We start from the raw sequence: 10,446 nt of genomic DNA, 5'->3' as shown, positions 1-10,446 counted from the left end.
GGACGGCTCCAGACCGACGAACTCCTGGTACGGCACGAAGCTCAGCAGATCGATGCCGTCGCACTTGAAGGGTCCCGCCGCCCCGTCCTCACAGGGCACGTCGCTGAGCCGTTCGGCCGGGACATGCTCGGACATCGCTGACATCTCCGAACGTTCGTGCGCCGCCGCGGCGGCGGCGTTCACCGCGATGAAGGCGCCGATCGCCAGTGCCGCCACCAGCCACGTACTGGTTCTCCGTGCAGGTCGCATCCCGAGGTCTCCTGAGGTGGGTCAGGTACCTCTTCGTGTTCCGCCCTCCTCGCTCCTCCCGTCCGGATGGCCGGGGTGGTGCGCTGCAGGCTGGCCGGATGCCGCCGAGCCGAGCCTCGGCCCACGTCTATGGTCGGATGACGAACGTTCCGACCAGGAGGATCACATGCCTACCCGCAGCTCCACCGCACGCTGGGAGGGAGACCTCAAGCAGGGCACGGGCACGATGAGCCTGCCCAGCATGGGCTTCGAGGGTCCCTACACCCGAGCGTCCCGCTTCGAGGACGGCGAGGGCACCAACCCCGAGGAGCTCATCGGAGCCGCGCACGCCGGCTGCTTCTCGATGTTCCTCTCGGGTCTCCTCTCGAAGAAGGACCACCCGCCGACGAGCATCGAGACGACCGCGAACGTGACGGTCGAGGTGACGGACGACGGCCCGGCGATCACCTCGATCGCGCTCGTGACCGAGGCGGATGTGCCGGGGATCGACGAGTCGACGTTCCACGAGCTCGTCGAGGAGTCCAAGGCGCAGTGCCCCGTCTCGAAGGCGCTGGCCGGGACCGACATCTCCGTGAAGGCCTCGCTCGTCAACTCCTGAGGTAGGTGGCGAGGACCCACCCGAGACCGGCGAGGAAGACGCCCGCCGCGGCCTGACCGACCACGTTCGCCAGGCCGCGGCGGCGTCCGCTCATGACGGACTCGACCATCCACGTCGAGTAGGTCGAGTAGCCGCCGAGCAACCCGCTCACGAGGACGAGTCGGGCCGAACCGGCGAGGCCGGAGCCGGCCACGGAACCTGCCAGCAGCGCTGCGCTGAGGTTCACGATCGCGATCGCTCGGAGGCCGGGTCGTTGCAGCCACCGGTGGACGAGCGCGACCACCTCGGCGCGGAGCACCGCGCCCACCGCACCTGCCGCGATGACAAGCAGCGCGGTCACCATCCTCGGCTCCACCGCAGGCCCGCCCGAGCGAGCACCGGGCCGGTGGACAGGCTGATCGCGACGTACGCGAGCGCCACGAACGGGGCCGTATCGACGAGCTCGACCACCTCGACCGCGAACGTGGAGAACGTGGTCAACGCCCCGAGCGCGCCGGTGCAGATGAGCGACGTGAGTCGGGCCCGTCCGGTGGGCAGCAGCAGCCCCAGGGCGATCCCGAGGAGCAGCGCCCCCGCCAGGTTGACCGCGAGTGTCGCGATCGGGAAACCACCGGCACCGACGGGCACGACCGCCGCGACGAGCACCCGGACGCCCGTGCCGGCCCCACCCCCGACGGCGATGGCGGCGCGCCGGGTCCAGCCGGTGTCACGTTCGGAGGTCACGGCGGCAGGTCTACCAGCCGGCTCGGGGATGGACCGGATCCTGACCGTCCCGTCTCCGACCGAGCCGTCCCAGGGTCACCGGCTCGCGCCTACGCTGCGTTGGCCGACAGCCGAGGATCCCGAAGGGACGGGCGATGGTCTCCGAACTGTTCGACGCGGACGCCTGGGAGGAGGTCGAGGGCTTCGAGCTGACCGACCTCACGTACCACCGCGCCCGAGAGGTCGGGGCGGTCCGCGTCGCCTTCGACCGTCCCGAGGTGCGCAACGCCTTCCGGCCCCACACGGTGGACGAGCTGTACCGCGTGCTCGACCACGCCCGACGGAGCCCCGACGTCGGGTGCGTCCTGCTCACCGGCAACGGTCCTTCGCCGAAGGACGGCGGATGGGCGTTCTGCTCGGGCGGGGACCAGCGCATCCGCGGGAAGGACGGCTACCGGTACGCCGAGGGCGACACCGCCGAGTCGATCGATCCCGCTCGCAGTGGGCGGCTCCACATCCTCGAGGTCCAGCGCCTGATCCGGCTCATGCCGAAGGCGGTCGTGTGCCTCGTCCCTGGGTGGGCGGCGGGCGGGGGACACAGCCTGCACGTCGTCTGCGACCTCACGCTCGCGAGCCGCGAGCACGGCCGGTTCAAGCAGACCGACGCGGACGTCGCGAGCTTCGACGGGGGGTTCGGCTCGGCGTACCTCGCCCGACAGGTGGGACAGAAGTTCGCGCGGGAGATCTTCTTCCTGGGGGACGAGTACTCGGCGCAGGACGCCCACCGGATGGGGATGGTCAACGCCGTCGTCGACCACGACCGGCTCGAGGAGGTCGGGCTCGACTGGGCCCGGCGCATCTGCGGCAAGTCCCCGATGGCGATCCGGATGCTGAAGTTCGCCTTCAACATGATCGATGACGGTCTCGTCGGCCAGCAGGTCTTCGCGGGTGAGGCGACCCGGCTGGGGTACATGACCGACGAAGCGCAGGAGGGCCGTGACGCCTTCCTCGAGAAGCGCACCCCGGACTGGACCGGGTTCCCGTACCACTACTGAACGCGGCGGTCCTCGGCGTCCCGGAGTCGGCCGGCGAGCACCTCGAGGAGCTTCAGGGCGACCTGCGGGTGCTCGAGCAGCATCGAACGGAACGGCCGGGCGTCGACCCGCAGCGCCCGGACCGGGTCCGTCGCCCGTACGGTCGCCGTTCGCGACCCCTGCAGCAGCAGTGCGAGCTCGCCCAGCACCTCGCCCGAGCCCAGCTGGCCGACGGGATCGCCTCCGCGGATGACGTCGGCGCGACCTTCGACGATGACGTAGAAGCCTCCGGTGTCGTCGCCCTCCTCGACCAGCGTGTCGCCGGCCTCGAAGGACTCCTCGTCCGACAGCTGCGCGACGTGGTTCAGCTCCGCGCGGCTGCACGAGGCGAACAGCGGGACCGATCCGAGCAGGTCGGCCTTCTCGCGCTCTTCCATGGCCATGGCTCGCCTCCTCCGCGTCGGGACATGGCCTAGCAGGGGTCGCGAGGTACCCGCAAGCGTCACCCGCCGACTCAGGTGCCGTCGACGGTGTCCGGTGGCTTGACGTTGCGGGTGTGGCCGATGTCGGCGAGGAGAGCTGCGCCCCCACCGAAGACACTGACGGGGCCGTCCTCGGACACGACGAAGACGAGCACCTCGGGGACGTCGAACGAGTACCACCGCGCGGAGGTGTGACGCAGGCCGGTGGCGTGCGCGATCTCCTCCTCCGCCTCGCGAGACCAGCCGAGGAAGGCGCCGAAGCCGACCACGGTGCCGTCGCGGTCCAGGACGCAGGCACCGTCCATCAGCGCGATCCGCTTCGCGATCGCCGCCAGGTGCCGGTCGGTCGTCACGGACAGCGCGACCGGCGCGGGGGTCGGCTCCCGGGTGAACCGCTCATCGTCAGGGCTCCCGAGCCGCCATACCACGGTGGCTCCGACGTGACGCGGGCTGAGGACGTGGAGGCACAGGTCGAGGATCTGGTCCAGCGTCCCGCGATCGTCCTGGTCCACGAAGCGTGCGAGCGCCGCGGCGGCCCGCCCGGCCGACGGTCTGACCACCCACAGGTCGCCGTAGCTGCCCACGGACCCGTCTTGGGTGACCACCCGGATCTCCTCCGGGTCGCGGATCACGATCTGGCCGCCGGTGCGCCGCTGGAGTCGGACGAGAGCGAGCTCGTCGGGAGCGTCGGTCGTGACGAGCTGGGGCGGGGCGTCCGGGTGCCGCACCAGGAAGACACGGCTCCCATCGGCGTACCGACGTAGCTCCGACAACTCGGCAGCCTCGACGCCCTCGATGCCGGGCAGCGGGTCCCCGACGGCGGTCGGATCGCCCGGGTTGAGCACGCATCCGTAGCCGAACCGACGTCGCTCGTGGATGCCCGCCCAGCGGGCGTGTGCGAGTTCATCCACGAACAGCTCGCCTGCGGTCCCCTCGGGCACGGGGATGCCGGCGTCGATCAGCTCGTCGCGGAAACGGGCGCGTCGTCGGTCGCCGATCGGTCGCGTCGTTGCCGGTGCATCCCCCATGTCTTGGGAGGTTACGCAGCGAAGTCTCGCCACCACCGCCCGAACGGTCGGCGTCCAGACGTCATGGAGTGCCGATCCGGTCCCCGGTGACCGCCCACGACAGGTGACCAGCGAGCGCAACGCCGTGGTCGGCCAGCCGCTCGAAGAAGCGACCGAGTAGTGCGAGCGCGACGACGTCCTCTACGGGGTGGTCGCCTAGGTACAGCTCGGACAGCAGCTTCTCCTGGAGGCGGTCGACGTCGTCGTCGTGACGACTGAGCTCGTTGACGGCCAGACCATCTCGGTCCTCCCAGGCCGAGGCCGCGCCACGGAAGGTCCGGCCAGAGGCCTCGCAGAGGAGCCGAAGCGTCGTCCGCAGGTCCGGTTGCATGCCCGGTGGATGGATGCGGTCGAGAGTGGACACGACGTGCACCATCAGCCGGCTGGCACGTTCCACGTCCGTGATGGCGCGGACGACCGCCACGACCTCGCGCAGGTCGGCGGCGACCGGTGCCTCGCGGGCGATCAGCACGAAGCAGGCGTCCTCCAGGCGGCGACACCGACGACGGTTGCGGGCATCCCGAGCCTCCTCGAGCGGGATCACCGAGCGGTCCCCACTCAGGAGGGCGGTGCTGGCCGGCGGGATGGCGTCGGCGACGTCCGCCGCGATCGCTACGAGCTCGTCGTCGAGTTCCCGCAGCCGGGATCGGTACTCCACCCGACCGATCCGGTCGTCGTCCCAGTCAGGCTGGGAGGGATCCGCAGGCAGCTGCGCCATGTCGCGACGGTGCTCGTTCAGCCGAAGCGTCCGGTGATGTAGGCCTCTGTGCGTTCGTCGGCGGCCTGGGTGAAGATCCGGTCGGTGCGGTCGTACTCGACCATGATCCCGGTGCGCTCATCGTGCTCCTCGTCCACATCCAGGGTGAAGAACGCGGTGCGATCCGAGACCCGTGCGGCCTGCTGCATGTTGTGGGTGACGATCACGATGGAGTACTCGGCACGGAGGTCGCGCATGAGGTCCTCGATCTTCAACGTCGCGATCGGGTCCAGGGCCGAGCACGGTTCGTCCATGAGGATCACGTCGGGCTCCACCGCGATCGTCCGGGCGATGCACAGCCGTTGCTGCTGGCCTCCGGACAGAGCGAGGGCGCTGCCGTTGAGGTTGTTCTTGACCTCGTCCCACAACGCGGCGGCTCGTAGGGAACGCTCGACCAGCCCGTCGAGATCGCCCTTGTAGCCGTTGATCCGCGGGCCGAACGCGATGTTGTCGTAGATGGACTTCGGGAAGGGGTTGGGCTTCTGGAACACCATGCCGATGCGCCGACGGACCTCAACGGGGTCGACGTCGTCGTCGTAGATGTCCTTGCCGTTGTAGACGACGCGTCCGTCGACCCGCGCCTCCGGGATCAGGTCGTTCATCCGGTTCAGACAGCGCAGCACCGTGGACTTGCCGCATCCGCTGGGACCGATCAGCGCAACGATCTCGTTGCTGGGGATGTCGAAGGAGATGCCCTTGACCGCGACGAACGCGCCGTACCGGACCGACAGGTCATCTACGCGGAAGACCGCATCGGTGACCTCTTCGCTCACCGCTGGACCCTCTTGGGCGCGTTGAAGAAGATCCCGTGTCTGGCTCGCATGGGTGTCATGATCCACGGCGGTCTCTCACGTCGACTTGGCGGGATGCGTTCCGGGGGGTCAACGAAGGCGTCTCCATGCGGTCACCACTGGCGCGAGTAACGGTTGCGCAGAACGATCGCGAGGGTGTTCATCAGCAGCAACGCGGTCAGCAGCACGATGATCGCGGCTGATGCCGCCTCGATCTGGAACCCCGCCTGGGGACGTTTGACGAAGTCGAAGATCTGGATGGGCAGGGCTCCGAACGGTTCGAACAGGCTCCAGGGTTCGTTGTCGGCCCGTCGGCTGAAGACGGCGCCGGCGACGAGTATGGGGGCCGCCTCGCCGATCGCCCGGGACAGCGCCAGGATGGTGCCGGTGAGGATGCCGGGCAGGGCCACGGGCAGCACCTGCTTGTACGTCGTCTGCCACGGTGTGGCTCCCAGCGCCAGGGCGCCTTCGCGGATCGAGCGTGGGACCGCACGGATCGCCTCGCGTCCCGCGACGATGATGACCGGCAGGATCAGCAGGCTGAGTGCCATCGCCCCGGCCAGGAGACTGCGTCCGAACTCCAGCAGGTAGACGAACACCGCTGCGGCCAGCAGCCCGTAGACGATGGACGGGACACCGGCCAGGTTGGCGATGTTGACCTGCATCAGGCGGGTGAACCAGTTGTCGGGTGCGAACTCCTCCAGGTAGATCGCCGCGCCGACCCCGACGGGGAAGGAGAACAGTGCGGTGAGCACCATCAGCGACAGGGTCCCGGTCAGACCGGTACGGATGCCGGTCGCCTCAGGCCGGCGGCTCGAGTAGCCGGTCAAGAAGTCGAGACGCAACCGGCCCAGCCCATCGCCGAAGACGTCGATCAGCAGGACCACGAGCACGACGACCCCAACGGCCGTCGCAACGAACAGCACGTACTGGAACAGCTTCTCCTTCAGCGTGCGTCCGCGGGGGCGGGTGAGGTCGCGTACAGCGCGGGATGCCACATCTACGGGGGAGGAGACCATCTCAGTAGACCTCCCGGAACCGCGCGACGATGCGTTGCGCGACGATGTTGATCGCGAACGTCATCACGAACAGCACGCCCCCGACCGCGAAGATGGACTGGTAGGTGAGGCTGCCCCGCGGCGCCTCACCGGTCACGGCCTGGACGATGTAGGCGGTCATCGTCTGGATCTGTTCGAACGGGTTGACCGTCATGTTGGGCAGGTTGCCCGCGGCGATCGCAACGATCATGGTCTCGCCGATGGCACGGCCCATGGCCAGGATCACCGCAGAGACGATCCCCGACAGCGCGGCCGGGAACACCACCCGGGTGACGACGTGACGCTTGGTGGCCCCCAGGCCGTAGGCCGCCTCACGCAGCGCCCGCGGCACCGCGGTCATCGCGTCCTCCGAGAGCGAGGCGACCGTCGGGATGATCATGATCCCCATGACGATCCCGGCGCTGGCCGCGTTGAAGATCTGCACGGTCGACTGTCCCAGGATGTCGCGCAGCAGCGGGGTGACGAACGTGAGCGCGAAGTAGCCCAGCACGACGGTGGGGATCCCTGCCAGGATCTCCAGCATCGGCTTGAGGGTCTTGCGGACCCGCGACGAGGCGTACTCCGACAGGTAGCTGGCGGCCCCCAGCCCCAACGGAACGGCGACGACCAGGGCGATACCGGTCACCAGCAGTGTCCCGTTGACCAGCGGCAGGATCCCGATCCGGAACGCTTCGCTCTCCGGGTTGCCGAACGGACGCCACGCGGTGTCGGTGAAGAACTCGACGACGTCGATGTTGCGGAAGAAGACGCTGCCCTCGACCGCGAGGACCGCGACGATCGCCACCGTCGTGACGATCGAGATCGCTCCGCACAGCCACAGCACCGTGAGTATCGCCCGTTCACCGTAACGCTTCCGAGACGTGGTCAACGGCGACGGAGCATCGGGTCCGGAGTCGGTGGCGACGCCAGCTCCGGACGCCTGGGGTTGTACCTGCGACATGGTCCTCCGCTGCACTTCGAAGAGCCGGAAGATCGGGTGGCGGGTGAGCTGGGGCCACGGGTCGCCGCGGCCCCAGCGAGGCTACTGCGTGGTCAGCCGGCGTCGGAGATGGCCTGCTCCACCTTCGCTTGCGCCTCGGCGATCGTCTCGTCAGACGCGGCGATGTAGCCGATCTCGTCGATGAGGTCGTTCACGGTCTCGAGGTAGAAGGTCACGAAGTCCGCCACGTGCGGCTCAGCCAGCGCGCTGTTCTTGACGTAGATGAACAGCGGTCGCGCGAGCTTGTAGCTGTCATCCTGGGCCGTCTCTGGGGCAGGAGCCACGCAGCCGTCGCCCGCGTCGTACTCCAAGGCCTTCACGGACTCGGTGTTCTCCTGGTAGTAGGCGTAGCCGAAGAACCCCCAAGAGCCGGGCGTGCCGATGATCCCCTGCGCGATGATGTTGTCATCCTCGGAGGCGTTGAAATCCTGGCGAGGCTCCTCGATGCCGTTCGGCTCGAGCACCGTCTCGTTGAAGAAGTCGTACGTCCCCGAGTCGCTGCCGGGCGCGAAGATCTGGAGCTGCTCGTCGGGGAACCCGTCGCGGACCTCGCTCCAGTTCGACACTCCATCCGGCCCCCAGATGCGCACGACCTCATCCTGAGTGAGGCAATCCACGAACCCCGTCTCTGGATGTGTCACCATCGTCAGGGCATCCGTGCCCACGCGCACCTCCGTGAACTCGATCCCGTTCTCCGCGCAGGTGTCGGCCTCCTCCTGCGTGATCGGTCGGGAAGCGTTCGAGATCTGCGTGTCACCGGCACAGAACCGTTCGAACCCGCCTCCGGTGCCCGAGACGGACAGGTTCACCGTGACGTCCGGCCGCTCGGCGGCGTACTCCTCGGCGACGGCATCGGTCAGGGGGGCGACCGTCGACGAGCCGTCGATAGCGATCGAACCGGACAGGTCGCCGTCGCCGCCGCCGGTGGACGTCTCTCCACCCGTCGTACCGCCAGTGTCCGCGGCACGATCATCGGGCGCGTTGCCACACGCGGCTGCAAGCAGGGCGATGCTGGCCAGCACCGCAACGATGGACCATCTGTTCACGTTCGCTCCTTGGATGTCGACCCCGTCGGTCACCCGTAGGCACGGGGTTCAGCGAGCGCCGGCTCGTCCAGCGCTGCCCGCAACCTACGGAGCGCACGTGCACGCGCGCCCACAGCGAGGTGAACTACCGATGAACGGAGACGCAACTCGCCTACGCCCCCGGACCAGCGTCGATCCTCACGTCGAACGTGATAGACTCAACCTGCGCTGAGATAACCTGGATCGGAGGCTGTCCTGAACGTGGCGGTCGAAGACCGCGCTGCGCTCCATCGGGCGTTGGGTGATGAACACCGTCTGGCGATGGTGGACGCGTTGTGGCCGTCGGATCGCACGCCGACCGAGCTGCAGGAGCTGACGGGGTTGGCTTCGAACCTGCTGGCGTTCCACCTGGATGTCTTGGAGGAGCTCGGGCTGATCGAGCGTCGCCGTTCACAGGGGGACGGTCGGCGCCGTTACGTGAGCCTGCGCCCCGACGTGCTGGCCAGCCTGTCCGACGTACCGCGTCTGGGAGGCGGTCCGGTGCTGTTCGTGTGCACGCACAACTCGGCGCGGTCACAGATGGGATCGGCGCTGTGGGGGGCACGTACCGGTGGCCCGACGATGTCAGCGGGCACCGACCCTGCGACGGCCGTACACCCGCTGGCCGTCGAGGTCGCCGCCGAGCACGGGCTGGACCTGTCGGATGCGCGTCCGCGCAGCTACCAGGACGTGGATGTCGACCCTCACCTGGTGGTGTCGGTGTGCGACCGCGCGCGAGAGTCAGGACTGGGTTCCCAGGCGCCGCTGGTGCACTGGTCGGTGGCGGACCCTATCGGCGGCGACCGTGACGCCTTCGAGGCGGCGTTCGACGAGATCAGCCGTCGGGTCGACCTACTGGCCGGGCAGGTCGCGGCGTGACCGATAAGCCCACCGTCACGTACCTGTGCGTCCACAACGCCGGTCGCTCACAGATGGCCGCCGGCTGGACGCGCCACCTCGCCGGCGACCGCGTCGATGTGCTCTCGGGGGGTTCCAACCCCGCCGAACGGATCCACCCCGTGGCCGCCGAGGCGATGGCCGAGGTCGGCATCGACGTCACCGAGGACCACCCGAAGCCCTGGACGGACGACACCCTGAATGCCGCCGACGTCATCGTGACCATGGGCTGCGGGGACTCCTGCCCGGTCGTGCCAGGTAAGCGCTACGTGGACTGGGAACTGGACGACCCCGCCGGCAAGCCGTTGGAAGACGTCCGACCGATCCGCGATGAGATCGAACGCCGCGTCCGCGCGCTGATGGACGAACTGGGCATCGAACCGATCCGGTAGCCGCGGGGCGGTCGGCCCTCGCGTCGCTCCCTTTCGGCCGTGCCCACGCCCGCCACCGGCTGCCAGGGTGCTCCACGATGGTGCTCAGACGACGAAGGGAACGGGGCATGGCACTCCGAGAGGTACTCCGCGACCACGGGGACGAGCTGCGTACGGAACTGCTCGTCGAGGTGATCGAAGCGGCGATCGACTGCGCGGCGGCTTCCAGCAGCCTCTCGCCTTTCTCGGCCGTCGAGCGGGTGGGGATGCCCGAGACGCCGTTCTCCGTCATGTGCTGGAAGGGCCGCCAGCGGTAGGACGCCTTGCCGGCCGACAGGAACCCGGCGCCGCGTTCGGTCGCCAGCGAAGCGAGGTCAGAAGCGTCGACCAGATCCGG

General features: G+C 68.8%; 15 protein-coding genes. 5 read left to right on the top strand and 10 right to left on the bottom strand.

The genetic code is table 11. The features are described 5' to 3' along the window. On the bottom strand, window positions 1-249 hold a 249-nt coding region (locus tag KY469_21445; protein ID MBW3665668.1), incomplete at its 3' end, for a hypothetical protein. A gap of 166 nt (window positions 250-415) precedes the next feature. On the opposite strand from KY469_21445, the gene KY469_21440 reads away from it, so the two are divergent. Then, window positions 416-847 carry an OsmC family protein gene (locus KY469_21440; GenBank protein MBW3665667.1) on the top strand — a complete coding sequence of 144 codons (432 nt, stop codon included), beginning with the start codon at window positions 416-418 and terminating at the stop codon, window positions 845-847. Here the strand turns inward: KY469_21440 and KY469_21435 are convergent. Both KY469_21435 and KY469_21430 read right to left on the bottom strand, forming a co-directional pair. Then, on the bottom strand, window positions 837-1,190 hold the full coding sequence (locus tag KY469_21435; protein ID MBW3665666.1) for a CrcB family protein: 354 nt from the start codon (window positions 1,188-1,190) through the stop codon (window positions 837-839). The two genes, KY469_21440 and KY469_21435, sit on opposite strands and share 11 nt — an antisense overlap. Next, complete coding sequence (locus tag KY469_21430; GenBank protein MBW3665665.1) at window positions 1,184-1,570, bottom strand: CrcB family protein; 387 nt, start codon at window positions 1,568-1,570, stop codon at window positions 1,184-1,186. Before KY469_21430 ends, KY469_21435 begins: the two co-directional genes overlap by 7 nt. Before the next feature lie 134 nt (window positions 1,571-1,704). On the opposite strand from KY469_21430, the gene KY469_21425 reads away from it, so the two are divergent. Then, window positions 1,705-2,604, top strand: coding sequence for a 1,4-dihydroxy-2-naphthoyl-CoA synthase (locus KY469_21425; GenBank protein ID MBW3665664.1), 900 nt, complete (start codon window positions 1,705-1,707; stop codon window positions 2,602-2,604). On the opposite strand, the gene KY469_21420 is transcribed toward KY469_21425, so the two are convergent. The 7 genes from KY469_21420 to KY469_21390 all read right to left on the bottom strand — a co-directional run bounded on the left by KY469_21420 (window position 2,598) and on the right by KY469_21390 (window position 8,763). Then, window positions 2,598-3,026 carry a cyclic nucleotide-binding domain-containing protein gene (locus tag KY469_21420; protein ID MBW3665663.1) on the bottom strand — a complete coding sequence of 143 codons (429 nt, stop codon included), beginning with the start codon at window positions 3,024-3,026 and terminating at the stop codon, window positions 2,598-2,600. The two genes, KY469_21425 and KY469_21420, sit on opposite strands and share 7 nt — an antisense overlap. A gap of 71 nt (window positions 3,027-3,097) precedes the next feature. Continuing rightward, entirely contained in the window at window positions 3,098-4,093 is a 996-nt protein-coding gene (locus tag KY469_21415; GenBank protein MBW3665662.1) for a diadenylate cyclase, read from the bottom strand. A 61-nt stretch (window positions 4,094-4,154) separates the two neighbouring features. After that, window positions 4,155-4,850, bottom strand: coding sequence for a phosphate uptake regulator PhoU (locus tag KY469_21410; GenBank protein MBW3665661.1), 696 nt, complete (start codon window positions 4,848-4,850; stop codon window positions 4,155-4,157). Window positions 4,851-4,867: 17 nt separating this feature from the next. After that, window positions 4,868-5,662 carry a phosphate ABC transporter ATP-binding protein PstB gene (pstB, locus tag KY469_21405; protein ID MBW3665660.1) on the bottom strand — a complete coding sequence of 265 codons (795 nt, stop codon included), beginning with the start codon at window positions 5,660-5,662 and terminating at the stop codon, window positions 4,868-4,870. A gap of 131 nt (window positions 5,663-5,793) precedes the next feature. Beyond that, on the bottom strand, window positions 5,794-6,699 hold the full coding sequence (pstA, locus tag KY469_21400; GenBank protein MBW3665659.1) for a phosphate ABC transporter permease PstA: 906 nt from the start codon (window positions 6,697-6,699) through the stop codon (window positions 5,794-5,796). Between the two features lies 1 nt (window position 6,700). Further along, window positions 6,701-7,678, bottom strand: a complete 978-nt coding sequence (pstC, locus tag KY469_21395; GenBank protein ID MBW3665658.1) for a phosphate ABC transporter permease subunit PstC — start codon at window positions 7,676-7,678, stop codon at window positions 6,701-6,703. 92 nt (window positions 7,679-7,770) lie between these two features. Further along, window positions 7,771-8,763, bottom strand: coding sequence for a PstS family phosphate ABC transporter substrate-binding protein (locus KY469_21390; GenBank protein MBW3665657.1), 993 nt, complete (start codon window positions 8,761-8,763; stop codon window positions 7,771-7,773). 300 nt (window positions 8,764-9,063) lie between these two features. Here KY469_21390 and KY469_21385 point away from each other — a divergent pair, with 300 nt between their 5' ends. The 3 genes from KY469_21385 to KY469_21375 all read left to right on the top strand — a co-directional run bounded on the left by KY469_21385 (window position 9,064) and on the right by KY469_21375 (window position 10,366). Then, window positions 9,064-9,660, top strand: coding sequence for an ArsR family transcriptional regulator (locus KY469_21385; protein MBW3665656.1), 597 nt, complete (start codon window positions 9,064-9,066; stop codon window positions 9,658-9,660). Further along, a complete protein-coding gene (locus tag KY469_21380) occupies window positions 9,657-10,070 on the top strand; it encodes an arsenate reductase ArsC (GenBank protein ID MBW3665655.1) in 414 nt (137 codons plus the stop codon). Before KY469_21385 ends, KY469_21380 begins: the two co-directional genes overlap by 4 nt. Before the next feature lie 107 nt (window positions 10,071-10,177). Continuing rightward, a complete protein-coding gene (locus KY469_21375; GenBank protein MBW3665654.1) occupies window positions 10,178-10,366 on the top strand; it encodes a hypothetical protein in 189 nt (62 codons plus the stop codon). The last annotated feature ends 80 nt before the right edge of the window (window positions 10,367-10,446 follow it).

This window comes from Actinomycetota bacterium (genome assembly GCA_019347575.1).
Taxonomy (GTDB): Bacteria; Actinomycetota; Nitriliruptoria; order Nitriliruptorales; family Nitriliruptoraceae; genus JAHWKY01.
The sequence above is the reverse complement of the archived record's forward strand: the minus strand, read 5'-3'. Positions and strand labels throughout refer to the sequence as shown.

Excerpts from the sequence above, each read along its gene's own strand:
- pstC (MBW3665658.1), bottom strand. The coding sequence starts at position 7,678 with ATGTCGCAGGTACAACCCCAGGCGTCCGGAGCTGGCGTCGCCACCGAC.
- KY469_21435 (MBW3665666.1), bottom strand. The coding sequence starts at position 1,190 with ATGGTGACCGCGCTGCTTGTCATCGCGGCAGGTGCGGTGGGCGCGGTG.
- KY469_21410 (MBW3665661.1), bottom strand. The coding sequence starts at position 4,850 with ATGGCGCAGCTGCCTGCGGATCCCTCCCAGCCTGACTGGGACGACGAC.
- pstA (MBW3665659.1), bottom strand. The coding sequence starts at position 6,699 with ATGGTCTCCTCCCCCGTAGATGTGGCATCCCGCGCTGTACGCGACCTC.
- KY469_21440 (MBW3665667.1), top strand. The coding sequence starts at position 416 with ATGCCTACCCGCAGCTCCACCGCACGCTGGGAGGGAGACCTCAAGCAG.
- KY469_21385 (MBW3665656.1), top strand. The coding sequence starts at position 9,064 with ATGGTGGACGCGTTGTGGCCGTCGGATCGCACGCCGACCGAGCTGCAG.
- KY469_21375 (MBW3665654.1), top strand. The coding sequence starts at position 10,178 with ATGGCACTCCGAGAGGTACTCCGCGACCACGGGGACGAGCTGCGTACG.
- KY469_21415 (MBW3665662.1), bottom strand. The coding sequence starts at position 4,093 with ATGGGGGATGCACCGGCAACGACGCGACCGATCGGCGACCGACGACGC.
- KY469_21420 (MBW3665663.1), bottom strand. The coding sequence starts at position 3,026 with ATGGCCATGGAAGAGCGCGAGAAGGCCGACCTGCTCGGATCGGTCCCG.
- KY469_21425 (MBW3665664.1), top strand. The coding sequence starts at position 1,705 with ATGGTCTCCGAACTGTTCGACGCGGACGCCTGGGAGGAGGTCGAGGGC.